The sequence below is a fragment of the Microbacterium paludicola genome (assembly GCF_015235415.1).
Taxonomy (GTDB): domain Bacteria; phylum Actinomycetota; class Actinomycetes; order Actinomycetales; family Microbacteriaceae; genus Microbacterium; species Microbacterium paludicola.
Genome location: NZ_JADGLL010000040.1, coordinates 1 through 26,162, shown reverse-complemented (window position 1 = coordinate 26,162; position 26,162 = coordinate 1). Strand labels below are relative to the sequence as shown.

The 26,162-nt window shown below is 71.4% G+C and carries 29 protein-coding genes and 3 tRNA genes; 5 read left to right on the top strand and 27 right to left on the bottom strand.

The window, feature by feature from the left end; translation table 11 throughout:
• Positions 1–193 precede the first annotated feature (193 nt).
• A tRNA-Glu gene (locus tag IR155_RS13010) sits at positions 194–266 on the bottom strand.
• Positions 267–447: 181 nt separating this feature from the next.
• On the opposite strand from IR155_RS13010, the gene IR155_RS13005 reads away from it, so the two are divergent.
• On the top strand, positions 448–1,086 hold the full coding sequence (locus tag IR155_RS13005; RefSeq protein ID WP_135115249.1) for an MBL fold metallo-hydrolase: 639 nt from the start codon (positions 448–450) through the stop codon (positions 1,084–1,086).
• On the opposite strand, the gene IR155_RS13000 is transcribed toward IR155_RS13005, so the two are convergent.
• The 9 genes from IR155_RS13000 to IR155_RS12960 form a co-directional block, all read right to left on the bottom strand.
• Entirely contained in the window at positions 1,087–1,917 is an 831-nt protein-coding gene (locus tag IR155_RS13000) for a hypothetical protein (protein ID WP_135115248.1), read from the bottom strand.
• A 27-nt stretch (positions 1,918–1,944) separates the two neighbouring features.
• The gene (locus IR155_RS12995) at positions 1,945–2,343 is read right to left on the bottom strand and encodes a TIGR03618 family F420-dependent PPOX class oxidoreductase (RefSeq protein ID WP_135115247.1); all 399 of its coding nucleotides are present in this window, start codon (positions 2,341–2,343) and stop codon (positions 1,945–1,947) included.
• Between the two features lie 64 nt (positions 2,344–2,407).
• Positions 2,408–3,352 (bottom strand): hypothetical protein, encoded by a 945-nt coding sequence (locus tag IR155_RS12990; protein ID WP_135115246.1) that lies wholly within the window; start codon positions 3,350–3,352, stop codon positions 2,408–2,410.
• A 53-nt stretch (positions 3,353–3,405) separates the two neighbouring features.
• Complete coding sequence (locus IR155_RS12985; protein ID WP_135115245.1) at positions 3,406–3,720, bottom strand: DUF7882 family protein; 315 nt, start codon at positions 3,718–3,720, stop codon at positions 3,406–3,408.
• 108 nt (positions 3,721–3,828) lie between these two features.
• Positions 3,829–4,092 (bottom strand): hypothetical protein, encoded by a 264-nt coding sequence (locus IR155_RS12980; RefSeq protein ID WP_135115244.1) that lies wholly within the window; start codon positions 4,090–4,092, stop codon positions 3,829–3,831.
• Positions 4,093–4,166: 74 nt separating this feature from the next.
• Positions 4,167–5,324 carry a DUF4232 domain-containing protein gene (locus IR155_RS12975; RefSeq protein ID WP_228067166.1) on the bottom strand — a complete coding sequence of 386 codons (1,158 nt, stop codon included), beginning with the start codon at positions 5,322–5,324 and terminating at the stop codon, positions 4,167–4,169.
• Positions 5,325–5,425: 101 nt separating this feature from the next.
• Positions 5,426–5,497: transfer RNA gene (locus IR155_RS12970), tRNA-Gln, on the bottom strand.
• A gap of 89 nt (positions 5,498–5,586) precedes the next feature.
• Positions 5,587–7,098 (bottom strand): glutamate--tRNA ligase, encoded by a 1,512-nt coding sequence (gene gltX, locus IR155_RS12965; protein WP_135115242.1) that lies wholly within the window; start codon positions 7,096–7,098, stop codon positions 5,587–5,589.
• Positions 7,099–7,108: 10 nt separating this feature from the next.
• Entirely contained in the window at positions 7,109–8,113 is a 1,005-nt protein-coding gene (locus IR155_RS12960) for a LysR family transcriptional regulator (RefSeq protein ID WP_233441205.1), read from the bottom strand.
• An 81-nt stretch (positions 8,114–8,194) separates the two neighbouring features.
• Between IR155_RS12960 and IR155_RS12955 the strand changes: the two genes are divergently transcribed.
• Positions 8,195–9,262, top strand: coding sequence for an aminotransferase class V-fold PLP-dependent enzyme (locus IR155_RS12955; protein ID WP_135115241.1), 1,068 nt, complete (start codon positions 8,195–8,197; stop codon positions 9,260–9,262).
• 12 nt (positions 9,263–9,274) lie between these two features.
• Here IR155_RS12955 and IR155_RS12950 read toward each other — a convergent pair whose 3' ends face one another.
• The 5 genes from IR155_RS12950 to IR155_RS12930 form a co-directional block, all read right to left on the bottom strand.
• The gene (locus IR155_RS12950) at positions 9,275–10,531 is read right to left on the bottom strand and encodes an MFS transporter (RefSeq protein ID WP_135115240.1); all 1,257 of its coding nucleotides are present in this window, start codon (positions 10,529–10,531) and stop codon (positions 9,275–9,277) included.
• A gap of 1 nt (position 10,532) precedes the next feature.
• A complete protein-coding gene (locus tag IR155_RS12945; RefSeq protein WP_135115239.1) occupies positions 10,533–11,306 on the bottom strand; it encodes a fumarylacetoacetate hydrolase family protein in 774 nt (257 codons plus the stop codon).
• A 142-nt stretch (positions 11,307–11,448) separates the two neighbouring features.
• Positions 11,449–12,555 (bottom strand): branched-chain amino acid aminotransferase, encoded by a 1,107-nt coding sequence (locus IR155_RS12940; protein WP_135115238.1) that lies wholly within the window; start codon positions 12,553–12,555, stop codon positions 11,449–11,451.
• A gap of 34 nt (positions 12,556–12,589) precedes the next feature.
• Entirely contained in the window at positions 12,590–13,642 is a 1,053-nt protein-coding gene (locus IR155_RS12935; protein ID WP_135115237.1) for a 3-isopropylmalate dehydrogenase, read from the bottom strand.
• A gap of 34 nt (positions 13,643–13,676) precedes the next feature.
• Positions 13,677–15,212, bottom strand: coding sequence for an MFS transporter (locus IR155_RS12930; RefSeq protein ID WP_135115236.1), 1,536 nt, complete (start codon positions 15,210–15,212; stop codon positions 13,677–13,679).
• 81 nt (positions 15,213–15,293) lie between these two features.
• On the opposite strand from IR155_RS12930, the gene IR155_RS12925 reads away from it, so the two are divergent.
• Complete coding sequence (locus tag IR155_RS12925; protein WP_135115235.1) at positions 15,294–15,836, top strand: TetR/AcrR family transcriptional regulator; 543 nt, start codon at positions 15,294–15,296, stop codon at positions 15,834–15,836.
• A 6-nt stretch (positions 15,837–15,842) separates the two neighbouring features.
• Here IR155_RS12925 and IR155_RS12920 read toward each other — a convergent pair whose 3' ends face one another.
• The 5 genes from IR155_RS12920 to prfB form a co-directional block, all read right to left on the bottom strand.
• Complete coding sequence (locus tag IR155_RS12920) at positions 15,843–16,319, bottom strand: DUF2867 domain-containing protein (RefSeq protein WP_135115234.1); 477 nt, start codon at positions 16,317–16,319, stop codon at positions 15,843–15,845.
• A gap of 1 nt (position 16,320) precedes the next feature.
• A complete protein-coding gene (serA, locus tag IR155_RS12915) occupies positions 16,321–17,910 on the bottom strand; it encodes a phosphoglycerate dehydrogenase (RefSeq protein ID WP_135115233.1) in 1,590 nt (529 codons plus the stop codon).
• A 151-nt stretch (positions 17,911–18,061) separates the two neighbouring features.
• Positions 18,062–18,403, bottom strand: coding sequence for a hypothetical protein (locus tag IR155_RS12910; RefSeq protein ID WP_135115232.1), 342 nt, complete (start codon positions 18,401–18,403; stop codon positions 18,062–18,064).
• Positions 18,400–18,873: a DNA polymerase III subunit gamma/tau gene (locus IR155_RS12905; protein ID WP_135115231.1), complete on the bottom strand. Its 474-nt coding sequence runs from the start codon at positions 18,871–18,873 to the stop codon at positions 18,400–18,402. Before IR155_RS12905 ends, IR155_RS12910 begins: the two co-directional genes overlap by 4 nt.
• Positions 18,874–18,884: 11 nt before the next feature.
• Positions 18,885–19,994 carry a peptide chain release factor 2 gene (gene prfB, locus IR155_RS12900; RefSeq protein ID WP_135115230.1) on the bottom strand — a complete coding sequence of 370 codons (1,110 nt, stop codon included), beginning with the start codon at positions 19,992–19,994 and terminating at the stop codon, positions 18,885–18,887.
• Positions 19,995–20,154: 160 nt separating this feature from the next.
• Here prfB and IR155_RS12895 point away from each other — a divergent pair, with 160 nt between their 5' ends.
• Positions 20,155–21,411, top strand: coding sequence for an MFS transporter (locus IR155_RS12895; RefSeq protein ID WP_135115252.1), 1,257 nt, complete (start codon positions 20,155–20,157; stop codon positions 21,409–21,411).
• On the opposite strand, the gene IR155_RS12890 is transcribed toward IR155_RS12895, so the two are convergent.
• The 7 genes from IR155_RS12890 to IR155_RS12860 all read right to left on the bottom strand — a co-directional run bounded on the left by IR155_RS12890 (position 21,412) and on the right by IR155_RS12860 (position 25,916).
• On the bottom strand, positions 21,412–21,837 hold the full coding sequence (locus tag IR155_RS12890) for a pilus assembly protein TadG-related protein (protein ID WP_135115229.1): 426 nt from the start codon (positions 21,835–21,837) through the stop codon (positions 21,412–21,414).
• Positions 21,834–22,295 (bottom strand): TadE family protein, encoded by a 462-nt coding sequence (locus tag IR155_RS12885; RefSeq protein ID WP_135115228.1) that lies wholly within the window; start codon positions 22,293–22,295, stop codon positions 21,834–21,836. The genes IR155_RS12890 and IR155_RS12885 overlap by 4 nt, the downstream gene beginning before the upstream one ends.
• Positions 22,270–22,671 carry a TadE/TadG family type IV pilus assembly protein gene (locus IR155_RS12880; protein WP_135115227.1) on the bottom strand — a complete coding sequence of 134 codons (402 nt, stop codon included), beginning with the start codon at positions 22,669–22,671 and terminating at the stop codon, positions 22,270–22,272. Before IR155_RS12880 ends, IR155_RS12885 begins: the two co-directional genes overlap by 26 nt.
• Positions 22,672–22,673: 2 nt before the next feature.
• The gene (locus tag IR155_RS12875) at positions 22,674–22,859 is read right to left on the bottom strand and encodes a hypothetical protein (RefSeq protein ID WP_135115251.1); all 186 of its coding nucleotides are present in this window, start codon (positions 22,857–22,859) and stop codon (positions 22,674–22,676) included.
• Between the two features lie 92 nt (positions 22,860–22,951).
• Positions 22,952–23,896: a type II secretion system F family protein gene (locus IR155_RS12870; RefSeq protein ID WP_135115226.1), complete on the bottom strand. Its 945-nt coding sequence runs from the start codon at positions 23,894–23,896 to the stop codon at positions 22,952–22,954.
• A complete protein-coding gene (locus tag IR155_RS12865; RefSeq protein WP_135115225.1) occupies positions 23,893–24,753 on the bottom strand; it encodes a type II secretion system F family protein in 861 nt (286 codons plus the stop codon). The genes IR155_RS12870 and IR155_RS12865 overlap by 4 nt, the downstream gene beginning before the upstream one ends.
• Entirely contained in the window at positions 24,750–25,916 is a 1,167-nt protein-coding gene (locus tag IR155_RS12860) for a CpaF family protein (RefSeq protein ID WP_233441204.1), read from the bottom strand. The genes IR155_RS12865 and IR155_RS12860 overlap by 4 nt, the downstream gene beginning before the upstream one ends.
• 126 nt (positions 25,917–26,042) lie before the next feature.
• On the opposite strand from IR155_RS12860, the gene IR155_RS12855 reads away from it, so the two are divergent.
• A tRNA-Leu gene (locus IR155_RS12855) sits at positions 26,043–26,124 on the top strand.
• The last annotated feature ends 38 nt before the right edge of the window (positions 26,125–26,162 follow it).

The following is a 26,162-nucleotide window of genomic DNA, read 5'->3' as shown; positions in this document are numbered from 1 at the left end:
ACCCCGTCGAACCGATCCTCTACGACACCGGCCTCAGCGCCGACGAGGGACTCTGGCACCGAACAGGCTGGATCGGCAGGCACTGACACGCCCGACCCCATCCACACGTTCTGACCTATAAGCCGCGCGGGCCGCGCCGCACGCGGAAACGACGAAAGCCCGATCCGTGTGGATCGGGCTTTCGTCTGTCGTGTGACCCCAGCGGGATTCGAACCCGCGTTACCGGCGTGAGAGGCCAGCGTACTAGGCCGCTATACGATGGGGCCGTGCGTCGGATCCTTCCGGACCCTCGTTCCCGTTTCCGGCAACTAGAAGAGTATGACATGAGGTCCGGCCGGTGAACAAATCGGGGCGGGGTGGATGCGCTTCCCGCGCGTGTCGCGCTCCCCGAGGGCTCGCGATCGGCGGATCTGCCCTCAAGGGCCGCGGGAATGGTTGACTCGGACCATGCGCATCACGAAGCACGAGCACGCCGCCCTCCGCGTCGACGCCCACGGCGCGACGCTGATCATCGATCCGGGCAGCTTCCTCACGGTGCTCGCCGACCTGCATGCGCTCGCGGCGATCGTCATCACGCACGAGCACGCCGACCACTGGACCCCCGAGCAGCTCGACCGCATCTTCGATGCCGCCCCGTCGGTGCCGATCTTCACCACCGCCGCGGTCGCCGCGGCGATCCAGGATCGGGACGTCACCGTCGTCGCCCCCGGCGACGAGCTGGCGGCGGGCCCCTTCTCGCTGCGGTTCTTCGGTGGGAGGCACGAGCAGATCCACTCGAGCATCCCCGCCGTCGACAACGTCGGCGTGCTCGTGGACGACCTGCTGTACTACCCGGGCGACTCGTACGCCGTACCCGAGGGAGTGGAGGTCGACGTGCTCGCGATCCCGACCGGCGCTCCGTGGCTGCGGCTGGGCGACGCGATGGACTTCACCCTCGCCGTGAAGCCGCGGCACGCGTTCGGCACGCACGACATGACGCTGTCGGTGACCGGCCGCAACATGCACCTCAGCCGGCTGAAGTGGGCGACCGAGCAGCACGGCGGCGAGTTCCACGTGCTCGACCCCGGCGAGAGCCTCGATATCTGATCAGCCCGCCTGTGCGGGCGTCGGCGCCGGCGGGTCCACCCGCCACACCTTCACCACGTCGCCGACGAGCTCGAGCCGGAACACCGTCCCGTCGGGGGCATCCCCGACCCGCTCACTCAGGAACGGGTACGAGTCGTCCTGGATCTCGTCGAGGACCTGAGCGTCGAGCAGGACGCTGAGAGACTGCGGTGCGCACATCGACCAGGTGTACTCCGCCGCCCCTGGGGGCAGGACCGCGAGGCATCGGAAGCCCTGCATGTGCGGATCCGTCCACGAGCGGATGTCGAGGTCGTGATAGCGCTCGTATATGACGGCGTCCGCCGGCACATCCTGGCGCGCCGGACGATCCTCGTCGACGATCCTCAGCACGGCATCCGGCTGCGGCCCGCTCTGCGCCACGGCGGTGGAAAGCCCTCCACCGAGGAGGAGTCCGGCCAAGAGAGCGCCGGCGATCCACGGCCAGCGCCTGCCGTTCGCCACCGGGGCGGGCCCCGGGGCCGCTGACGGCAGTTCGGCGGGGCCCGCGTGCACGGCGGACGCCGCGGCGGCGGGCGTGGCGCCGTCGGCTGCGACGCCGTCCGCCGATGCGCGAGCGCGACTCTCGAGCTCGCGCAGCCGTTCGAGACCCGCGGCATCGATGCCGCCCTCCGGGCCATAGGCCCGGCGCATCAGCTCGGCGCGCTCGCCGGCATCGACGACGGGGCGTGCCGGCGTCGGCGCCTGCGCGCGGCTCTCGAGCTCCCGCAGCCGTTCGATTCCCGCGGCATCGATGCCGCCTCCCGGGCCGTACGCCCGGCGCCTCAGCTCCGCGAGTTCGGCTGCTTCGTCCACGGGCTCATTCAAGCACCCGCCGGGAGATCACTCGTCCGAATAGTCGAGCGCCCACCACGAGGTCGGCCGCACCACCATCACCGCGAGCCCTTCCCGCAGCTCGTACGGCTCCCCGGTGTACTTCCGCGCGATGCGGTCCACCGTCGGCAGCGCGGCATCGCCCTCCAGCCGCTCCACCACCCCGCCGCGCACCGTCGCCATGTGCAGGGGTTTCCCCGGCTCGGTGATCGAGATGGCGACCCGCGGGTCCCGCGCGATGTTCCGATCCTTCAGCGACCCCGCGACGGTGAAGAACACGAGATCCGACTCACCCTCGACATCGATCCACAGCGGCACCGAGCGGGGACCGCCGTCGGCGCCGACCGTCGCAAGGTGCGCGACCGCGGTGGTGGTGAAGAGGGGCGCGACATCCGACCAGCGGATCATGCTGTCAACGCTAGATCAGCCCGCGCGTCCGAGGGTCAGACGTCGGCGAAGGCCGTCCCGCGGCTCAGCCGCGCAGGATGGCGAGGCGCTCGGCCTCCGCGCGGTCGAGCTCGCGCGCGACATCGCTCGCCTGCGTCTCGAGCCGCTGGTCGATGCTGTCGACCAGATGCTGCGCGGCGGCGACGCGCTCCTGCGCGTCCTGGATCCGGCCGCGTACCGCCCAGGACGAGAAGATGTCGTCGAACCACAGGTCGAACGCGCTCAGGCCGTCGCGGAAGTCGAGGTCGAAGCTCGCGCGCTGACCGATGTGCCCCAGCTCCGCCGACAGGAACCGCAGTGCACGATCGGCGACCTTCAGCTCCTGCGCGGCGGCCTCCATCCGATCGCGCTTGGCGAGGTCGGTGAGGATGCCCGAGTCGAAGAAGGTGTCGTAGGTCGCCCATCCCGACGCCTCCTTGAGCACCCTCGCCGCCGACGCAAGCGGCGGGCGGGCCGCCTCCGCCGCGGCACGCGCCTCGGCCACCTCGCGCTGCTCGGCCTCGAGCTGCGCGACCCGGTGGAGGATCGACGTCAGGGTCTCCGCATCGACGCCGCCGTGGCGCAGCACCCATTCCTCCACGGCGCGTCGCGCCTGCTCCTGCTGGCCGGAGACGTCGCCCAACGCCGCATGACGCTGCTCGACGAGGCCCGCCTGCTCCTCGGCCGCTCGCAGGCCCTCGGTCGCGGCATCGAGGCGGTAGAGGGCCGCCTGCTGCTCGGCGCGCTCGCGGGCGAGCCGCTCCCCCGTGTCCCCGCGGAGATCGGCCCACACCCGCGCGAACGAGACGCGCTCGAGCCGCTCCACATCCGCGGCTTCCTTGCCCAGTTCACTGCGCGCCGCGGCCACGGCGTGGCGGGCGGCGTCGACCTGCGCACGATGTCCGTGCAGCAGCGCGGCGAGCCGCTCGGCTTCGGCGACGGCCCGCTCGGCGTCCGCGAGCGCGCCGCGGGGATCCTCGGTGTTCAGCACACCGCCATCCTGTCGCATCCGGCACGAACCACCGCGCCGCAGGCATTGCGAAGTCAGCTGACGGGCGCGCTCGTGTCCTCGTGCTCGCCCGTGAGGATGATGCCGCCTCCATTGTTGGCGGAGTCGACCAGGCGCTGGATCCACGCGCGGTTGAGGTCCGTCGGCTCCGCGTCGTCGAAGTCGAACTTCACGGGAATCGCGGGATGGATCCAGATCGTCGTGCGACCGAACTCGTCGGGGCGCGTCCAGGAGAGCGTGAAGCTCTCGTGACGGCGGAGCTTGGTCGTGATCACCACCTGCAGGTGAGCGAGCGTGCGGTCGTCGATCTCGACGGCAGGTCCGATGTGGTCGTAGATCAGTCGTCCCATGTCGGGCCTCCTCGTTAGAAGGCCGACACTACATCGTGGGCTAAGTTTTCGGTGCCTCCTCCATGGGCTGAACCGGCAACACGCCGTGGCTCGCTCGAGGCGACCCCGTCAGAAGGCGTCGAACCCGGTGTCGTAGGGCTCGCCGTCGCGCGGATCCAGTTCCACTGTCTCCGTCCGGACCACGATCTGCACGCCGCTCGAGATGAGCACGCTCACCTTCCTGTCACCCCCGAGCGCCAGTTCCACGAATGTCCCCGGCGCCGCTTCCTGGATGCGCCGCTTCACGTCCTCGGGGTCCTGCCCCGGCGCGAGGACATAGCTGCGCCCATTGACATCGACCTCGATCCTGACCACCGTCTCCGCGTCCCCCATACGCGCCACGGTAGGCCCCGAGGCCCGCTCGGCTCAGGGGGTTGCGCATTCGGCAGAATGCGGAGTGGGCGGCCTCACGGTGCGATGTACCAGGGAGTCAGCGTCATCTCGGCGCCGTCGACGATGTCGAGCGTCTCGGTCGCCGGCGTCCGCTGCGCACCCGCCCAGGGAGCCATCAGCACCGTGAGCTCACTCGGGCGTCCCGTCGGTGCGCGCCACACGAGATCGGCGCGTGCGGCGCCACCCGGATCGAGAGTCACTGCGCCTGCGCCGATCGGCCCGCCGGTCGAGGTGCTGTCGCGAGGCGCGATCATCGGTCGGATGGCGTTGCCCTCCGGGGACGCGAACGCGAGGTCGGGCAGGCCGCTCAGATCGCATGCCTCTGCCGAGACGTTGCGTGCCTCGAACGCGAGATAGCGCGTGCCGGATGCGGCGTCGGAGCCGGCGATCGTCACGACGACGTCCTCGGCCGAGCAGCGTCCGGGGAAGTCCGGGGCGGGGGTCGCTGCGACGTCCGACGGCGGGTCGGTGGCAACCGGCGCCGGTTGCTCGGACGGCTCAGGCTGCGCCACCTCGGTGGTCGCGGAGAGAGCCGCCCCGCGCGTGGCTGCGGCGAGACATGCGCCGGCGACCGCGGCGGCGACCATCAGCGCCAGGATCAGGATGCCTCGGCGTCGTCTTCCGGGACGCTGTGGGCCATTCAGGACGGCGACGAGCGCGGGGATCCAGCCCCAGATCAGTCCCCAGCGAGCAGCTTCCATCAGTGCGGGGAGGGTGAAGGTGCGCAGGAACGATCCGCCGAGACCACCGGCCCGCTCGGTCCAGAGCAGCCACTCGCCGAACTGCGCGATCCCCACGACGCCGACGGCGACGACCACCACGCCGACCCACAGGAGGATCACGCGGACCCACCGGCGTCCCATGCCCCTCGAGCCGCGGAGAACCGAAATCGACACCGCCGCCAGCGCGAATCCGAGCGTGACCAGCAGTGTCAGGCAGATCAGTGCCGGCCACGGAGCGACGGTGTAGCCCGCGTGAGCGGGGACGATTGTCGGCAGCCAGACCTCGATCACCCGCCACACCTCGATCGGGCTGCGGGACGCCAGCGTCCGATGAAGAAGATCGGCCGCGATCGCCGCGAGCACACCGGTCGCGGCGAACATCGTCCACCCGATCCAGCCGGCACCCGATGTCTTCTCCGCGCCGTGCGATTCGAGGCCCCCCTGAGTCATCACCGCCCCAGTGTGGCACGCGCGATGCGCTGACTCCCCTCGACGACGGCACTCGCACCGGGAACGAGAAAACCCCCGCCTGAGCGGGGGTTTTCTTGAAGCTGGGGTACCTGGACTCGAACCAAGAACAACTGAACCAGAATCAGCCGTGTTGCCAATTACACCATACCCCAAGGGCGTCCGGCCGAAGCCGTACCGAGGGTCTAGCTTACCCGACGGCGCGGGTGCCTCCAAACCGGACGCCTCGCCATGGCGTGTCGGCCTACGAGAGCTCCTCCACGAGGGCAACGAGTCGACGGATCGATTCGGCCTTGCCGAGCAGCTCCATCGACTCGAACAGCGGCGGCGAGACGCGGCGGCCGGTGATCGCGACGCGGGGCGGGCCGTAGGCGACCCGCGGCTTGAGGCCGAGGCCGTCGATCAGGGCGGCCGACAGCGCGGCCTGGATCGCCGCAGCGTCGAACCCGTCCTCGGCGAGAGGCTCGAGGGCCTCGGCACAGGCCGTGAGTACCTCGACCGCGTTCTCGGGCAGCCCGGCGCGAGCGTCCTCCTCGTACGTGATGTACTCGGCGAACAGGAAGCCGAGCAGGCCGGGGGCATCCCCGAGCAGCGGCAGACGCTCCTGGATGAGCGGCGCGGCCGCGGCGATCAGCGCGCGCTGCTCGTCGGTCGGGTTCTCCCCCACCACGCCGGCCTTCACGAGGTACGGCGTGATGCGCTCGGCGAAGTCCGCCGGCTCGAGCATGCGGATGTGATCGCCGTTGATCGACTCGGCCTTCTTCTGGTCGAAGCGCGCCGGGTTCGGGTTGACGTCGGCGATGTCGAACGCCGCGGTGAACTCGTCGAGCGAGAAGACGTCGCGGTCGGGTCCGATCGACCAGCCGAGCAGCGCGAGGTAGTTGAGCAGCCCCTCGGGGATGAAGCCGCGCTCGCGATGAAGGAACAGGTCGGCGCGCGGGTCGCGCTTCGAGAGCTTCTTCGTGCCGTCGCCGAGCACGAGCGGCATGTGACCGAAGCGCGGGATGAAGCTGGTCACGCCCGCGTCGATGAGGGCCGAGTACAGCACGAGCTGACGCGCCGTCGACGGCATCAGGTCCTCGCCGCGCAGCACGTGGGTGATGCCCATGAGCGCGTCGTCGACCGGATTCACGAACGTGTAGAGCGGCGCGCCGTTCGGGCGCACGATCACGAAGTCGGGGAACGACCCCGCGGGGAAGGTCACCTCGCCGCGGATGAGGTCGACGTACGTGATGTCCTCGTCCGGCACGCGCAGGCGCAGCGCCGGCTGGCGCCCCTCCGCGCGGAACGCGGCCTTCTGCTCGTCCGTGAGGTCGCGGTCGTAGTTGTCGTAGCCGAGCTGCTTGGCGCGGCCGTTCGCCTCGTTGCGCGCGTCGATCTCCTCGGCGGTCGAGTAGCTCTCGTAGACCGCTCCCGCGGCCTTGAGCTTCTCGAGCACCTCGAGGTAGAGGTCGGTGCGCTGCGACTGACGGTACGGCGCGTGCGGGCCGCCGACCTCGACGCCCTCGTCCCAGTCGATCTTCAGCCAGCGGAGCGCGTCGAGCAGTTGCTGGTAGCTCTCCTCGCTGTCGCGCGCGGCATCCGTGTCCTCGATGCGGAACACGAGCTTGCCGCCGTGGTGGCGTGCGTAGGCCCAGTTGAACAGGACGGTGCGGATCAGGCCGACGTGCGGCAGACCGGTGGGCGACGGGCAGAAGCGCACGCGGACGTCCGCGCCGGTGGCGGTCGTGGTGCGGGGATCGGGTGCAGAAGACATCGGATCCAGCTTAGTTGCGCGGATCCTCCGCCCGAGGGCCGCGCGCGGAACCCGCCGGTGACGACTCCGGGCCCAGGATGCCGGGAAGGACGCGCTCGACCACCTCGCGCACCGCCCGCACCGACGGCACCCGCTCGGCCCCGCGCGCCGAGACCAGGTGAAGCGTGCGCCGCTCGCGTCCCGGCAGCGACCGGATCGTCACGCCGGCGTGCCGTGGCGTCGCCTCCAGGGCCATCCGCGGCAGGGTCGCGACGCCGATCCCCTGCGCGACAAGGCTCTCCACGGCGACGAAGTTGTCGGTCTCGAAGGTGATGCGTGGGGCGAACCCGGCGCGCGCGCAGAGTTCGAGCAGGTGGCGGCGGCACCGGGGACATCCGCCGATCCAGTTCTCCTCCGCCAGCCGCGCGACGTCCACGCCCTCCTCGCCCGCCGCGGGGTGCGCCGCCGGCAGCACGAGCAGCAGGTCATCGTGACCGACGACCTGCACCGACAGGCCGCGCGCACTCTCGCCGTGCGGGTCCTCCCGGTCTCCGGGGAAGCTGAAGGTCAGGGCGAGATCGGCGCGCCCGTCGCGCACGGCGTCGACGGCCTCCGGCGGCTCCGCCTCCACGTACTGCAGCTGGATGCCCGGATGCTTCTGCGCCAGGGCGGCGAGCAGCCGCGGAAGCACGGTGGCGGAGGCGGACGGGAACCCGGCGAGCCGGACTCTCCCGGCCCCGCCGCCGCGCAGCAGGTCGAGGTCGCCCTGCGCCGCCTCCAGCGCGGTGGCGACGGCGGGCGCGTGGCGCGCGAGGACGCGGCCCGCTTCGGTCAGGCGAGCGCGTCGCCCCACCCGCTCGACGAGCGGCAGCCCCGTGCGGGCCTCGAGCCGCTTGAGGTGCTGGCTCACCGCCGGCTGGCTGTAGCCGAGCACCGCGGCGGCGGCCGTGATCGAGCCGCCGTCGGCGACCGCGCGTATAAGACGCAGATCCTGGATGTCGAGGCCGGATGCCCTCGTCCCGTCGGTGTCGTCCACGCGACAACCATAACCCCGCATGATGGACGTCATCCATAACCTGCTGTAGACGAATGGGTGGCGTCCGGCGAGGCTTGAGTCATGCCCGCCACTCCCGCCGTCGCCACGGCGTCTCCCCTGCGTGACCGCTTCGCCGGCGGCGCCGGCTACCTCGCCGCGTGCACGGTGGGCCCGCTGCCGGTCGCCGCACGCGACGCCCTCATCGCCGACGCCCAGGCGTCGGCCGAGGCCCGCGTCGACGCGGCGGCGTACTCCGCGACCGTCGAGCGCGCCCGCGGCCACTTCGCGACGATCGTCGGCACGTCCCCGGATCGGATCGCGATCGGGTCCCAGACGTCGCCGTTCGTCGCGCTGATCGCCGCCGCGCTGCCGGAGGACGCGGAGGTGCTCATCCCGGATGGCGACTTCTCGTCGCTGCTGCTTCCGTTCGTCCATTCCACGCGACGGCTGCGTGTGCGGTCGGTGCCGCTCACGGAGCTCGCCACCGCGGTGAGCCCCCAGACGGCGCTCGTCGCCTTCTCGCTCGTGCAGTCGGCCACCGGCGAGGTCGCCGACCTGCCCGCGATCACCGAGGCGGCGCGACGTCACGGTGCGCGCACGCTCTGCGACGGCACGCAGGCGGTGGGCTGGCTGCCCGTGGCGGCCTCCTCCGTCGACGCGCTCGTGTGCCACGCCTACAAGTGGCTCTGCGCGCCGCGGGGCGTCGCCTTCCTCGCCGTGACCGAGGAGTTCGCGCGGGAGATCCCGCCGTTGTTCGCCGGCTGGTACGCCGGGCAGGACCCATGGACGTCCTGCTACGGCCACGAGGTCGCCCTCGCGGAGGACGCGAGCCGGCTGGATGTCTCGCCGGCCTGGCAGGCGTTTGTGGGGGCCGAGCCCTCCCTCGCCATGTTCGCGGACGCCGACCCCGAGGCGATCCACCGCCACACCACCGGCCTCGCCCGCCGCTGCCGCGAACTTCTCGGCCTGCCCGAGCCGGCGATCCCCAGCGCGATCGTGTCCCGGCCCGATGAGGGCGGCGACGACCTGGCCCGCCTCACCCACGCGGGCATCACCGCGTCGGGTCGCGCCGGTCGCGTGCGCCTCGCATTCCACGTGTTCAACGACGAGGCGGATGTCGACCGCGCCGTCGGCGCCCTGCGCGGCTGAGGCCGCCCTCGGTCAGCGCCGGCCGAGCGGCGACAGCAGCGCGGTGACGGCCACGATCGCGAGCGCGATCAGGGCGAGCGCGCCGTAACCGGGGCCCCCGAGAACGATGCCGGCGAGCACCGACCCGACCGCCGCCGAGGCGGTCATCGTCGTGTCGCTGAGGCCCTGCCTGCGCGGACGGCGGGCGATCGGCGTGCTCTCCGTCAGCAGCGCCGATCCGGCGACCGTCCCGGCGCTCCAGCCGAGGCCGAGCAGGAACAGGCCCACCACCACCGCGGGCTGCTCATCGGGCCAGAGCGTCAGGGTGCCGAGCGCAAGCGTCAGGATGCCGAGCCCCGCCAGGATCGTGGTGACGCGTCCGATCCGGTCGGCGAGCCAGCCGAACAGCGGCGAGGCGCCGTACATCCCGAGCACGTGCAGCGCGATCGTTGTGCCGACGAGCAGCGTGATCTCGGTGGTCTCCACTGCGTGTCCGCCGTGCGCCGCGTGCGCGATGTGCGACAGGTGGATGGGCGTCATCGCCATCACCGAGGCCATCACCACGTGCGACGCGGCGACGGCGAGCATCGCGTAGCGGGCCGCCACGGGGCGATCCGACTCGACGACGGGCCCCGACGGGCCGGCGGACAGCGCGATGCGCTGCGCGAGCGCGAGCGGATCCGGTCGCAGCGCGACCAGGTACAGCACGAGAGCGGCGACCTGCGCGACGATCGAGAACAGGTACGCGCCCGTGAGCGGCGGCATGCCGACGACCGCGCCCAGCGCCTCGCCCGGAGTGATCATGAGGGGTCCGAGCACGCCGCCCACCGTCGTCGCCCACACGACCGTGCCGAGATCGCGTCCGCGCCGCCGCGGAGTCGCGAGGTCGGTGGCCGCGAAGCGCGACTGGAGGTTTCCGGCATTGCCCGCGCCGATCAGGATCACTCCGGCCAGCAGCAGCGGGAACAGCCGCAGGGCGGCGGAGAGGATGACGATCGCGATGCCCGCCAGCGCGAACGCGTTGCCGAGGGTGAGGGCGAACCGGCGGCCCCGCACCCCCGCGAGCCGGGCGAGCGGGATGGCGCACAGCGCCGCACCCAGCGTGACCGCCGCCGTCGCGAAACCCGACAGCGACTCCTCGCCCGACAGATCCGCCGCGAGCAGCGCGCCGAGCGACACCGTGGCGCCGAACGACACCCCGCCCAGCACCTGGCCGGCGGCGAGCACCCGGACGGTGCGCCCCTGGACGCGCGCGATCTCCTCGATGCCGGGGACGACCGCCGTGCTCACGTCAGGAGGCCAGCGCGTCGCGCGCGGTGTTGCGCAGGATGCCGAGGCCGGGGATCTCGACCTCGATCGTGTCGCCCGCCTGGAACGGCCCGACGCCCGCGGGCGTGCCTGTCAGCAGCACGTCGCCGGGCAGCAGCGTGAACGCCGCGGACGCGTACTCGATCAGGAACGGGATGTCGAAGATCATGTTGGTGAACGGCGCCTGCTGCTTCACCTCGCCGTTCAGCCGGGTGATGACCTCGCCCTCGCGGTAGTCGAAGTCGGTCTCGATCGCCGGTCCGAGCGGGCAGAACGTGTCGAACCCCTTCGCCCGCGCCCACTGCCCGTCCGGCTTCTGCAGGTCACGCGCGGTGACGTCGTTCGCCACGGTGTATCCGAAGACGTAGTCGAGCGCGTTCTCGGCCTTGACGTTCTTGGCGATCCGGCCGATCACGACCGCGAGCTCGCCCTCCCACTGCGTGTCGCTGCTCTGCGCCGGGCGCACGATGGCGTCGCCCGGGCCGATGACGGCCGTGTTCGGCTTGAAGAACAGCATCGGCTGGGTCGGCACGTCGTTGCCCAGCTCGGCGGCGTGGTCGCGGTAGTTGCGCCCGACGCACACGACCTTCGAACGCGGGATCACCGGCGCCAGCAGGGCCGCATCGGCGAGCGAGACGCGCTCGCCCGTGGTGTCGAACCCGGCGAACATCGGATCGCCCGCCAGCACGACGAGCTCTGTCCCGTCGAGGACTCCGTAGCGGATTGTGTCGTTGTGGCTGAACCGAGCGATCTTCACCCGCTCAGCCTAACCAGCAGTGCAGCCGGCGGCACTCGACTCCCATCTCGTCTACGGCCCGTCATCTCGACTCGCTTACGCTCGCTCGACAACCATGCTCGGTTGCTGAGCGAGCGTGCGAGCCGAAGCGACCGGCGGCAGCTCAGGCGTCCAGCCGGTGCAGCCAGCCGTGCGTGTCCTCGATGCGGCCGTACTGGATGTCGGTCAGCTCCTCGCGCAGCGACAGCGCGAGCTCGCCGGTCGGCTGCGTGTCCTCGAAGCCGGCGCCCTTGAGCGCGCCGATCGGCGTGATGACGGCGGCCGTGCCGCACGCGAACACCTCGGTGATGTCGCCCGAGGCGACCCCCTCACGCCACTCGGTGAGCGAGACGGGACGCTGCTCGACCGTGAGACCGCGGTCGCGCGCGAGCTCGAGGATCGAGTTGCGCGTGATGCCGTCGAGGATGGTCTCGGAGGCGGGCGTGACGAGCGTGCCGTCCTTCTTCACGAACAGGATGTTCATGCCGCCGAGCTCTTCGATATTGCCGTCGGCGTCGAGGAAGACGACCTGGTCGCAGCCGTTCTCGTAGGCCTCGGCCTGCGGCAGGAGGCTCGCCGCGTAGTTGCCGCCGGTCTTCGCCGCGCCGGTGCCGCCCTTCGCGGCACGCTGGTATCGCTCGGACAGCCAGATCGTGACGGGCTTCACGCCGCCCGTGAAGTACGAACCGGCCGGGCTGGCGATGACGTAGTAGGCGACCTTGTTCGCCGGGCGCACGCCGAGGAACGCCTCCTTGGCGAACATGAACGGACGCAGGTACAGGCTCTGGTTCTCGCCGGACGGCACCCAGGCGCCATCCACCGCGATCAGCTCGCGGATCGACTGCAGGAAGTACTCAACGGGCAGCTCGGGCAGGGCGAGGCGGCGCGCACTGCGCTGCAGGCGGAGCGCGTTCTGCTCGGGACGGAACGTGTGGATGCTTCCGTCGGCGTGGCGGTACGCCTTGATTCCCTCGAAGATCTCCTGCCCGTAGTGGAGCACAGCCGCGGCCGGATCGAGGCTGATCGGGCCGTACGGCTGCACGCGCGGGCGGTGCCAGCCGCCCTTGACCGACCAGCAGATGTCGACCATGTGGTCGGTGAAGTGCGTGCCGAAGCCGGGATCGGCGAGGATCTGCTCACGCGCGGCGGGCGACTTCGCCGCGAGGTTCTTGGTGACGGCGAACTCGAGCGGGGCGAGTGCTGCGTCGGTCTGAGCGAGGGTGTCAGTCATGTCGGGTCCTGTCTCGGGCACGTGTGCGCCCAGATTACGCCTGCAGACGGGCGGCGATGGCGTCGCCGATCTCGATCGTGGTGCGGGGCTCTGCGCCCCGTTCGCTGATGTCCTCCTCGATCGCGCGCGTCACGCGATCCGCCTCTTCGCGCAGCCCGAGGTGATCGAGCAGCAGGGCGACGGAGCCGATGGCGGCCGTGGGATCGGCCTTTCCCGTGCCGGCGATGTCCGGCGCCGAGCCGTGAACGGGCTCGAACATCGAGGGGAAGGCGCCGCCGGGGTTGATGTTCCCCGAGGCGGCGAGGCCGATGCCACCGGTGACGGCGCCGGCAAGGTCCGTGAGGATGTCGCCGAAGAGGTTGTCGGTGACGATCACGTCGAAGCGGCTGGGGTTCGTGACCAGGAAGATCGTCGCCGCGTCGACGTGCAGATAGTCTACGGCGACGTCCGGATGGCCAATCGCCACCTCCTGGACCGTGCGCTGCCACAGTGCCCCGGCGTTGACCAGCACGTTGGTCTTGTGCACGAGCGTGAGCCTCTTCGACCGGCGCTCGGCGAGCTCGAAGGCGTAGCGCACGACGCGCTCGACGCCGTAGGCGGTGTTCACGCTCGTCTCATTGGCGACCTCGTGCGGGGTGCCCTTGCGGATCGATCCGCCGTTGCCGACGTAGGGTCCCTCGGTGCCCTCGCGCACGACGACGAAGTCGATGTCGCCCGGGTCGGCGAGCGGCCCCAGCTGGCCGGGATAGAGCTTCGACGGCCGCAGGTTCACGTAGTGGTCGAGCTCGAAGCGCAGCTTCAGCAACAGCCCGCGCTCGATGTTGGCGTCCTTCAGGCGCGGATCGCCCGGCACTCCCCCGACCGCGCCGAGCAGGATCGCGTCGTGCTCTTTGATCGCCTCGAGGTCGTCGTCGGTGAGGGTGTCACCCGTCTCGAGGAAGCGACCGGCCCCCAGCGAGAACCGGGTCTTCTCGAACGCGACATCCGATGCGGAGGTCACGGCATCGAGCACCTTCTCGGCCTCGGCGACGACCTCCGGGCCGATCCCGTCGCCGGGGATGACGGCAAGCTTCACGACACGCGACATTGCTCTCCTTCTGCCTCCGCCGCGGTCCGGGCGATCAGCGCTCCGCGGCCCCTCGGCGTCCTCCCAGCGTAATGGCGGCGATGAGGCCGCTGAGCACCACGAGCGCCGCGCCGATGTACGCGGTCACGGCGACTCCCCCGCCGAACGCGGCAGCGGCGGCGTCGCGCAGCGCGGCCCCGACCTCGCCGCCGAGCGAGTCCGCCGCGTTCATCGCGCCGGCGAGCGTCTCGCGGGCATGCGAGGCGAGCGCACCCGGCACGCCGTCCGGGATGACGAGGCTCGAGCGGTAGCCCGCGGTGAGGATGCCGCCCAGGATCGAGGTGCCCAGCACGGCGCCCAGCTCGTAGGCGGTCTCGGAGACCGCACTGGCTGCTCCGGCCTTTGCCGCCGGCGCGTTTGCCAGGATGAGCTCGCCCGAGACCGTCTCGGCCGCGCCGATGCCCATCCCGAGCAGGGCGAACGCCACGACGAGCAGCCACAGGTCGTGCGCGCCGGCGATCCCCACGAGCAGGTACCCGGCAAGCGCGAACGCGAGGCACGCCGGGACGACGGTTCCCGCCGGGTGACGGCGGGCGATCGGCGTGACCGCCAGGCCGCCGAGGATCGACAGCACCATGCCGGGCACCAGCGCGAAGCCGGCGGCCATCGGGGTCAGGCCCACGACCAGCTGCAGGTGCTGCGACGCGAAGTAGAGGAAGCCGACGAGCGCGATGACGCTGCACAGGTTCACGAGGAGCGATCCCGTGAATGCGGGGCGCCGGAACAGCGACATGTCGAGCATCGGCGCGGTCATCCGCAGCTGCCTCCGCACGAACAGCCACGCGAACGCCGCGCCGATCAGGATCGGCATGGCACCCGCGAACCCGTGGATCGCGACCTCCTTGATCCCGTACGCGATGGGCGCGAGGGCCAGCATCGACAGCGCGATGCTCGCGGCGTCGACGGGGCCGGGTCGCGGATCGCGGCTCTCGCGCACGAAGAACGGCGCGAGGATGAGCAGCAGGGCGAGCACGGGCACCGCGAGCAGGAACACGCTCTGCCACGGCAGGTGCTCGATCAGGAACCCGCCGACGATCGGACCGAGGGCCGCCCCGGCCGAGAACATTCCCGCCCAGATCGCGATGGCGATCCGGCGCTGGTCGCGGTCGGGGAAGATCCCGCGCAGCAGCGACATCGTCGACGGCATCAGGCATGCGCCGAACAGGCCCATCGCGGCGCGGGCGGCGATCAGCCAGCCGGCGGTGGGCGCGAACACGGCGAGCACGGACACGATCGTGAAGCCCACGGCTCCGATCAGCAGGATGCGGCGCCGCCCGAAGCGGTCTCCGAGCGATCCCATCGTCACCAGCAGTCCGGCGAGCACAAGCGAGTACGCGTCGATGATCCACAGCTGCTCGGCGCTCGACGGCTCGAGGTCCCTCGCGATCGCGGGGAGCGCGAAGTTGAGGATCGTGTTGTCCACCGAGACCAGCAGCACGGGGAGCATCAGCACGGCAAGCGCCGCCCAGGCCCGCCAGCCGGCCCGCCCGGCGGTCTCCGCCTCGATCGCGCCCGTGGTGGTGATCGTCATCGTGCCCTCGTTTCTATACCGTCCAGATGGTACAGTAACGACCTTCGCTGAGCACGTCCTGCGCATGAGAAGGTTGACCGCATGAGCCGCCCACCGCACGCCCGCGAGAAGGTGCTCGACGCCTTCGAGCAGCTGCTGATCGCCGAGGGAGAGCGTGCCGCGACGCTTGAGAGCGTCGCCCGCGAGGCGGGGGTGTCGAAGGGCGGCCTGCTGTACCACTTCGGCTCCCGCGAGGCGCTCGAGGAGGGCATGTACGCGCGACTGCGCGCCCTCGCCGCTCGCGACGTCGAGGCGGTGCGCTCCGCGCCGGAGGGTCCGATCGCGTACTTCCTCTCGACATCGGGCGATGTCGGCCTCCCCCTCGACCGCGCGATCACGGCGGTCGGCCGGCTCGCGCACGGCGGCAACAGCACGGCCTCCGCGGAGCTGGCGGCCGTGCGCGACAGCTGGGCAGACGCCCTCCGGCCCCATGTGCGCGACGATGCGGCACTCGACCTCGTGATGCTCGTGAGCGACGGGATCTACGTGAACTCGGCACTCATGAACGACCTGCCGGGTCCGGTGCCGCGCGGCGAGGCGCTCACCGCGCTGATCCGCCTGGTCGAGACGGCCGCGCGCGACTGACGCGACTCAGCGTTCCGCGCGGCCCCGCTCGACCATCAGCCGGCGGCAGCGCCGCAGCATGGCGTGCACGATCCACGGATGCAGCAGCCCGACCGGCGTGAAGTAGAGCCTGCCGCGCCAGTTGCGGAACCGGACGACCGTGGTCATCCGCACGACGGCGGCCGCGGCATCCACGCCCACCGCGCACCGGAAGTCGAGATGGTCGTCGTCGAACGCCATAAGCGCCTCGTCGCCGACCACCTCCCGCACGTCGAACACGCCGCGTGGCGCGGGGCGGAGCCCGAGGAGCGGCGCGAGCGCCATCCTGACGCCGAACAGCACCCTCACCGCGGGCGGGATCGAGGCGATCGAGAACACCGCCTCGGCCCACTCGCGCGGATCGTCGCTCGTGCGCGGCGGCTTGGCGACGAGGATGACGTCGCCGTAGTCGAAGCGCTCCCGGTCGCGCAGCGCGAGGCTGCGCAGACCGGGAGCGCCGGACATGTCAGGCTTCCGTGATCTCGATCTGGGTGATCAGCGTCGCGTCGATGTCGCGGCCGATCTCCTCGAGCACCTCGTCGGGCACGCGCTGGTCGACGGTGACGATGCTGAGGGCGAGGCCGGCCTTCTCGCGGGCGACCTGCATTCCCTCGATGTTGATGCCGGCGGCCCCGAACTTCGCGCCGTAGATCGCGACGATGCCGGGAGCGTCCTTGTAGATCAGCACGACGTGGTGCTTCTCGATCGGCACCTCGATCTCGTAGCCGTTGATGCCGACGATCTTCTGCACCATCCGGGTGCCGGCGAGGGTGCCGGACACGCTCAGGACGCTGCCATCGGACAGCGCCCCGCGCAGCGTCGTGATGTTGCGGTACTCGGGGCTCTCGGCCTCGACGGTCATCCGCGTCTCGATGCCGCGCTGCTCGGCGAACAGCGGCGCGTTGACGTACGAGACGTTCTCGCTGACCACGTTGGTCAGGATGCCCTTGAGCGCCGCCAGGCGGTAGACGCTGACGTCGTAGGCGGCGAGCTCGCCGCGCACCTCGAGGTCGAGGCTCGTGACGGCCGCCTTCGCGAGGCCGCTGAAGACCTGGCCGAGCTTCTCCACGAGGGCGATGCCGGGGCGCACGAACGGGTCGATGACGCCGCCGGCGACGTTGACCGCGTCGGGAACGAGGTCGCCCTCGAGCGCGAGCTTGACCGAGCGGGCAACGGCGACGCCCGCCTTCTCCTGCGCCTCGTCCGTCGACGCGCCGAGGTGCGGGGTCGCGATGACGTTCGGCAGGCCCGTCAGGCGCGTGTCGGCCGGCGGCTCGCTCGAGAACACGTCGAGGCCCGCGCCCGCGATCTCGCCGTCCTTGAGCGCCTGCTCGAGCGCCGCCTCGTCGATGAGCCCGCCGCGCGCGACGTTGACCACGTACGCCGTGGGCTTCATCTTCTTGAGCTCGTCGGTCGAGATCATCCCCGTGGTCTCGGGGGTCTTGGGCATGTGGATGGTCAGGAAGTCGGCCTGCTCGAGGACCTCGTCGAGCGTGCCGAGCTCGACCCCCAGCTGCTGGGCGCGCTGCGGGGTGACGTAGGGGTCGTACGCGACCACGCGCATCCCGAACGCCTGCATGCGGGCCGCGACGAGCGCGCCGATCCGGCCGAGGCCGACGACCGCGAGGGTCTTCTCGAACAGCTCGGTTCCCGTGTACTTGCTGCGCTTCCACTCGCCGCCCGCGAGCGCGGTCGCGGCCGGCGGGATGTGACGCGCGAGGCTCAGGATGTGGCCGCAGGTGAGCTCGGCCGCGGAGATGATGTTCGAGGTCGGCGCGTTGACGACCATCACACCGGCAGTGGTGGCCGCCTTGATGTCGACGTTGTCGAGACCGACGCCGGCGCGCGCGATCACCTTGAGCTGCGGCGCCTTTCCGATCGCCTCCTCGTCCATCTTCGTGGCCGACCGGATCAGCACGGCGTTCGCGTCCGCGAGGGCGGAGAAGAGGGCGGGACGGTCGGTGCCGTCGACGGTGCGGATCTCGAAATCGGGACCGAGAGCCTCGATCGTTGCGGGAGAGAGTTCTTCGGCGATGAGGACGACGGGCTTCGGCACGTGGTGGATCCTTCGAGGCGTGCGCGTGGGGACTGCGCTGCTTTACATGGGCGGGGGTGGATTCTGTCCTTCGCGCCACGCCATCGGAGCGCGATCCTGCCCTGCCACTCTAGCCGAGGCGCTCGGGCCGTCCCGACGTCATTACGCCGCGTCAGCCGATGATCGGCACTGTCGTCGTGTAGGCGACGACGTCGAGCCAGAACACCGCCACGAGCGCGAGCGCCGTGAGCAGGAACAGCGTCAGCGACAGCAGCCCGCGCCGCCGGCCGAGCACCACCGCCACGGCGAACAACAGGATCGGCAGGATGATCGCGAGCACCCAGACCACCCACCCCATCGTGAGCATCGAGAGCCCGGCGACGCCGGCTGCTTGCACGGTGGCGACGAGGTAGTTGACGGCCGTCCAGACCGCGTACGCGAACAGCAGGCCGAAGAATCCGGAGATGGTCGCGACCGCCCACAGCGGCGGGCGCCGGCTCGTCGTCGTGCTCATCGGCCGATCGCCCCCATCATCACGAAGGGCCACGGCACGAGCAGCACGATGCCGATCGCGAGGCCCGCGAAGCGCCGCCACAGCGGCCCGCGCCGCGTGACGTGCATGGTCACGAGGAACCAGATCAGGGGCGAGAGCATCCCGAGCCACATCGCGCCCTGGAACATCATGTCGGCGACGGCTCCCGTGTCGCTCTGGATCCGGTCGCGGAGGCGGAACCCGCCGAGCGCCCAGCCGACCGCGTAGAGCGTGTAGATGCCGGCGAGGACGCCGACGCTCACGAGCGCCGCGTTCCCCATGGGCGTGGGCTCGGCCTCGTCCTCGGTCTCCTCGGGCTCAGCGAGGTCGTCGCTGCCCTTGCCGACGGCGCGCCAGCCGCGCGGCAGCGCGTCCTTCCGCGCAGTCGGGGCCGGATCCTTCAGGTCGTCGTCGCCGTCCCAGGAGAGGGCGTCGTCGTCACCGGAGCTCATGCCGTCTCTGCTCAGTCGTCCGTCTTGCGCTTGCGCCAGCGGATGCCCGCGTTGATGAACCCGTCGATGTCGCCATCGAAGACCGTCGCGGGGTTTCCCGACTCGTGGCCGGTGCGCAGGTCCTTCACGAGCTGCTGACCGTAGAGGAAGTAGGAGCGCATCTGGTCGCCCCAGCTCGCCGTGATCGTGCCGGCGAGCTCCTTCTTCTTCGCCGCCTCCTCCTCCTTCTGCAACAGTAGAAGGCGGGTCTGCAGCACGCGCATGGCGGCGGCGCGGTTCTGGATCTGCGACTTCTCGTTCTGCATCGACACGACGATGCCGGTCGGAAGGTGGGTCAGTCGCACGGCCGAGTCGGTCGTGTTGACCGACTGACCACCGGGGCCGGACGAGCGGAACACGTCCACGCGCAGGTCGCCCTCGGGGATCTCGACCTCGACGGCCTCCTCCATGACGGGGATGACCTCGACGGCGGCGAAGCTCGTCTGGCGCTTGTCGGCGGAGCCGAACGGGCTGATGCGGGCGAGGCGATGCGTTCCCGCCTCGACCGAGAGCACGCCGTAGGCGTAGGGGGCGTCGACCTCGAACGTCGTCGACTTGATGCCCGCACCCTCGGCGTACGACGTGTCGAGCACCTTCACGGGGTACTTGTTGCGCTCGGCCCAGCGCAGGTACATGCGCATCAGCATCTCGGCGAAGTCGGTGGCGTCGTCGCCGCCCGCTCCGGAGCGGATCGTCACGACGGCCGAGCGGTCGTCGTACTCGCCGTCGAGCAGGGTCTTCACCTCGAGGTCGCCGATGACCTTCTCGAGGTCGGTGATCTCCTTGCGCGCCTCGGAGACCGAGTCCTCGTCGCCCATCTCGTTGGCGAGCTCGACGAGCACCTCGAGGTCGTCGAGCCGGCGCTCCACGCTCTCGACGCGCGCGAGCGCCGACTGCGCGTGGCTGAGCGCGCTCGTCACGCGCTGGGCGTTGGCGGTGTCGTCCCACAGCCCCGGCTCGGACGCCTCCGCCTCGAGCCGCGCGATCTCGGCGCGCAGCGAGTCGACGTCGACCACCTCTCGGATGTTCGCGAACGTTGTGCGCAGCGCCTGGATCTCGGCGGAAGGATCGTATTCAAGCATGACGCCCCAGCCTATCGCGGCCGGGCCTCCGGCCGCGCCGGGACGGACGGGCCCGCCCGCGGCTAGCGTGGAGGTGATGAGCGCCGACAAGGGATCCGGATCCGGCGACGACGCCCGCGGGCCGGGCGGCGCCGCGGACGCGATCCGCCGCTACGCGCCGATGGTCTACGGCCCGACGGCGATCTACTCGCTCGGCCAGGGCGCCATCCTGCCGCTGCTGCCGATCATCTCCCGCGAGTTCGGCGCCGACCTCGCCACCGCCGCCCTCGTGACCGCGATGATCGTCGTCGGCCAGCTGTGCGGCAATCTGCCCGCCGGCTGGCTCGTGCCGCGGCTCGGCGAGCGGTACACGATGGCGCTCGCCTCCGCGGTGTCGCTGCTCGGTATCGCCGGCATGCTGCTCTCGCGTCACCTCGGCGTGCTGATGCTCTCGGTGTTCGTGATCGGCCTCAGCGCCGCCGCGTTCGCCCTGGCGCGGCACACGTTCATGACGACCCGCGTGCCGGTCGCGTACCGCGCGAGATCGCTGTCACTGCTCGGCGGCTCCTTCCGCCTCGGCGCGTTCACGGGACCGTTCGTCTCCGCCGCGCTGCTCGCGATCTTCGGGCGCGAGCAGGCGAGCATCTGGTTCTTCGGCGCGTGTCTCGTGGTCGTGGGCCTGCTCGTGACGTTCGGCCCCGATCCGGAGGAGAAGGCGGCGGCCGCCGCGCGTGCCGAGCGCACCGCGCGGCGCGACGAGCGCACAGCCGCGCGCGACGAGGCGGTCGAGCCCGAAGACACCGGCGAGGCGGTGACCGGATCCATCCCGACCAGCGAGCGGCTCGGCATCTTCGGGACCATCCGCCGCAACCGGGGCGTCCTGTCCCGGCTGGGCGTGGCGGCGGCGTCGCTGTCGTTCGTCCGCGCCTCGCGTCCCGCGATCCTGCCGCTGTGGGGCCTGTCGATCGGGCTCGACTCGTCGACCATCGCGCTGATCGTCGGCATCGCCGGCGCGCTGGAGTTCGCGCTGTTCTACGCGAGCGGCCAGGTCATGGACCGCTTCGGACGTCTCTGGGCAGCGGTCCCGTCGCTCATCCTGATGGGCGGCGCGATGATCGCCCTCGCCTTCACGCACGACGTGTCCGCGGCCGAGATGTGGTTCGGTGTCTTCGCGGTCGTCATCGGCGTCGGCAACGGCCTGTCGAGCGGCATCCTGCTCACGCTCGGCGCCGACGTCGCGCCGAAGCAGAGCCCGGCGGCGTTCCTCGGTGCCTGGAGGACGATCACCGACGCGGGCGGGGCGCTCAGCCCGCTTGTGGTGTCGGGACTCACCGCTGTGGCGTCGCTCTCGGTCGCGGCAGGAGGCATCGGCGTCATCGGCCTGCTCGGCGCGCTCGCGTTCATCCGCTGGGTTCCCCGGTACGTGCCCCGGCGCTAGTCAGTCGAGGGCGTTGCGGCTGGTGGCGGTCGCCTGCAGCGGCACTCCGTCCGGCACGAAGGGCGCCAGGATCGGCGGATGCCAGGACGTCGCGACCGTCACGCGCACCGAGCGTCCGTCGCCGCTGGAGGCGTCGACGAGGACCGGATCCCCCGGCGCGACGTCGACGATCGACTGGGCCTGCACGCGGATCCGCTCGTCGTCGAGCTCGGCCCGCGGGACTCCGGCCTCGAGGGTCAGGGTGAAGCCGTCGGATGCGGCGAGCGCGGCCGCGTCCGCGAGGGCGTCGAGGCGCTTCTGGGCGAGGTAGAGGGAGGTGGCATTGGCGCAGACGAGGATGAGCGTCATCGCGAGGAGGGCGTAGCCGAGCACAAGCGGCAGGATGCTTCCCTCCTCGTCGTGTGCCCTTTCGTCGTGCGGCCTCATCGCGCGTCCTCGTAGCGCGACACCTTCTGCACCGCGGTCGCCTGCACCGGCACGCTGCTCAGGCGCTCGAGTCCGAGGACGGGCGGGATGAATGGCAACGGGACCTCGGCGGTCACGGTGACGTGGACGGTGCCGCCCGGCTCCGGGCAGGCCGTGGACACGGGAGTGCAGCTCACCGAGGCGTCGAATGCTTCGATCCCGTACTGGCCGGTCACGGACGTCAGCACGGCATCCGCATCTCCCTGTCCCCCGGCGAGCGCGCGGGCCGCGAAGCGGGCCGCCGCCTCGACGCCCAGGGACTGCGCCTGAATCTGCCCGAGGGCGAGGACAAGGTACACAAGCGGCACGAGCATCACCACGCCGACGGTCAGGAACTCCAGGGCCGCCGAGCCTTCCTCGCCGCGTGCGGGCTGCAGCAGGCGGCGGGCCGCCTCACGGCAGCGTCTCCACGGGAGCACTCGCACTCACCTCCAGCGCCGCCGGCACCCCGAGGAGCCCCACAAGCGGCAGCACGGTGCGCACCGTCACGGTGACGGACGCCGCCCCTCCGGTTGTGGTGAACGCCGCGGTGACGTCGTCGGCGTACTGCGGTCCCACGGCGCGTTCGATGACGGACCGCGTGCGCTCGATGCCCCGCGCCTGATCCGAGTCGGCGAGGGCGGCGTGGTGCGCCCCCTCGACGGCGGCGTCATGCACGACGTTGCGCACGTACATCGCCAGGCCCAGCTGCAGCACGGCGAGGGTCAGCAGGGTCAGCAGCCCGCCGACGAGCACGAACTCCGCGGAGGCCGAGCCGCGCTCGGCCTCCCCCGTCGTGCGCGTCGCGGGCGACATCCTCAGCCCAGTCCGCCGGTGACCCGGGTGATCGCCTGCTCGAACAGACCGGACAGCGCCGGCCCCGCGAGCGCCCAGATGAGCACGACCAAGCCCGCCGTCATCAGCGTGATGAGCACCCATCCGGGGACGTCACCGCGCTCCTCGTCCACCACGTCGCCCCAGGCGGTGCGTGCCCGGGCCCCCATCGTCTCGATAAGCCGTTCCATGTGTGTTCCCTCTCTCTGCTGTCTGGTCTGTGATGTCTGGTCTGTGCGGTGTGGTCAGTGCGGGCGGCCCGTCAGCCGATCCCGAGCCGGAGCATGAACACCCCGGGGAAGACGGCGAACAGGACACTCAGCGGGAGGAGCCCGAACACCAGGGGAAGGAGCATCAGGATCTCCTTGCGCCCCGCGGCCTCGATGAGGCTCCGCTTTGCGTCCTCGCGGGCATCGGCGGCCTGCGCCTGGAGTGCCTGCGCGAGCGGTGCCCCGCGGTCGAGTGCGGCGACCAGGTGCTCGACCGCACGGGACAGCGACGGCACATGAAGGCGCCGGGACATGGCCGTGAGCGCGTCGGGCAGGCTCGACCCGGTCCCCACGTCGAGCACCACGGCACGCAGCTCGGCGGTGAGCTCGCCCGATCCGACCGCGGCGACGCGGCGCAGGCTGTCCAGGATGCCCTCCCCCGCGGCGAGGCACAGGGCGAGGAACTCCAGCACCGTGGGCATCTCGTCCGCGATGCGCGCCGTGCGGGCCTTCGCCTGCGCGGCGAGCAGCACGTCGCAGGCGATCACCGCGGCGGCTCCGGCGACGATCGGCAGCAGCAGGGTCGGACCCGCGAACGACCCGGCGAGCGCCAGCACCACCACGGCGAGCGCGCCGACCCCGAGACCCGCCACTCCCCAACCCAGCTGGCGCGCGCGGAACGCCGCCGGATCCGGCTCCCTGCCCGCCTGCGCCAGTCGCGTCGCGAGGGCATCGGATGTCCCCACCAGGCGCACGGCCCAGGACGCCGCCCGCTCGACGGCCGTCGACCAGCCGAGCGATCCGGCCGCTCCCGCTCGGCCGATGAACTCCCACGCCGTCGTTCCCGCGGGGTCCGTGACCTCCCGGATGTACGGCGCGATCCGGCGCGACACGGAGGGGGCGCCGATGCGAGGGACAAGCACAAGCAGCAGGCAGATGCCCCCGCCGAGCCCGCCGCCGAGCAGCACGGCGAGCGCGGCATCCGTGGCCCAGGTCATGCGAACCACCTGCGCGGCTCGGGAAGGCGGCCGATCCGGATCATCACGCGGTACGCGACGAGCGACACCACGGCTCCGACGATGATCAGGATCACTCCCTCCGGGCTGGAGTACGCATCGGCGCCCTCGGGGCGCAGCGCGAGCATGGCGAGGATCACCCACGGCGCGACCACGCCGAGCACCGCCGCGCCCTTGGTCCACGACTGCCGCGACTCCACCTCGGCGCGCAGCGCCGCGTCGGCGCGCACGGAGGCGGACAGCGCCCGCAGCACCGGCACCAGCTCGGTGCCACCCACCTGGCGGGCCATCCGCATGGTCTCGACGATCCGATCCGCCATCGGGTCGGCGAGGGCGCTCTTCAGCCGGTCGGCGCTGGAGTCGAAGTGACCGGATGCGCTCATGTCGCGCTCGAACCGCGCGAACGCCGGTCGCAGGGCGGGCGGCGCCGACAGCGCGAGGCTCGCGATCGCGTCGGGGAGGGACATCCCCGCCCGCACCGACGCGATCAGCAGGTCGCAGACATCGGGCCAGAGCGCGCGCCGAGCACGGATGAGCCGGGATCGCCGCGATCGCAGCCACATGATGGGAACGGCAGACCCCGCCAACAGGGCGAGCAGCGCGAGCGTCCCCACGCCCGTGGCGAGCCAGGCGATCGCGCCGCACAGCAGCGCGCAGACGATGCACGCCACGATCACGATGCGCTCCGACACGTGTGACAGCCCGGCGCCGGCGAGCAGCCGGGTGAGCGCGCCGTCCCGCGCTGCCTTCGACCGCCTGGTCGCCGACGCCGGCCACAGCCAGGGCGACACCAGCAGCAGGAGCCCGCCGCCGAGCAGGGCGCCCCACAGCACGGTCATCCTGCCGCCTCCGTCACGCGGTAGACCGTGCGCACCTCGGGCAGCTCCCCAGAGATGCGCCCGGTGGGCTCGACGATCTCGGAGACGCGGCGGAACCCGTCCGCCGTGCGCTCGCAGTGGACCACGAGGTCGACGCTGGTCGCCACCGCGTGAAGCACGAAGCCGCGATCGATGTTGCGGCCGGCGAGCAGCGGCAGCGCCGCGAGGCGGCCGAGTGCATCGGCCGCCGAGTTCGCGTGGATCGTGGCCGCGCCGGGCACCCCGGTGTTGAGGGCGAGCAGCAGGTCGAGCGCCTCGGCGTCGCGCACCTCGCCGACCACCAGGCGATCGGGGCGCATGCGCAGCGCCTCCTTGACCAGACGGCGCAGGGTGATCTCGCCCGTGCCCTCCAGACTCGGCTGCCGGCCCTGCATGGCGACGAGGTCGGGTGCGTCGATCGCGAGTTCGAACGTCTCCTCGACCGTGACGATCCGGTGCGACGCCGGGCTGGCGGACACGAGCGCGCCGAGCAGGGTGGTCTTGCCGGCGTGGGTCGCGCCCGACACGAGCAGGCTCCGCCCGTCCCTCATCGCGCCGCGGAGCAGATCGGCGGCCGTCGGCGGCAGCGACCCGAGGGTGACGAGGTGATCGAGCGAGCGGTGGCTCGCGACGAACTTGCGGATGTTGACGGCCCAGTGCTTGCGGGCGATCCCGCCGATCACAACGTGGAGGCGAGATCCGTCGGGCAGCGAGGCGTCGACGAACGGCTGACTCAGGTCGACCCGTCGGCCCGTGGCGTGGAGCATCCTCTCGACGAGGTCGCGCACCGTCGTGTCGGTCAGCTGCACCGGCACGCGCTCGGAGACGCCGCCACGCGCGACGAAGATCCGGTCGGGCGCATTGATCCACAGCTCCTCGATCTGCGGGTCATCGAGATACGGCTGCAGCGGCCCGTAGCCCGTCACCGCCGCCAGGACCTCGCGGATCCGGGCGGGCTCGTCATCCAGGGGCGCCGCGCCCCGCGCGAGGGCGATGTCGTTGTGCCTGCGCACCTCCGCCTGCGCGATGCGGGCGACCGCATCCGGCGCCTCGGTCGGATCGGTCCGGTCGGCGCGCAGCCGCTCGCGGACGCGGTCGACGAGCGAGGCCGCCGCCAGGCCACGATCCGGATGAAGCTGAGTCACCCGGTCATGATGACAATCCCGCGCCCACCGGCAGGGAAGTTATCCACAGGCCGGGATGGCGCCCGCGAAGTCGGGGGCCATCCTCCCGCGGCCTGTCTGCGGCGATAAGTAGACTGATCGCAATTCGCGGGAGTGGTGGAATTGGCAGACACGCAGGATTTAGGTTCCTGTGCCTCACGGCGTGTGGGTTCAAGTCCCACCTTCCGCACCGCCGATCGTCGGCGGTGCGGAAGGTGGGACTTGAAC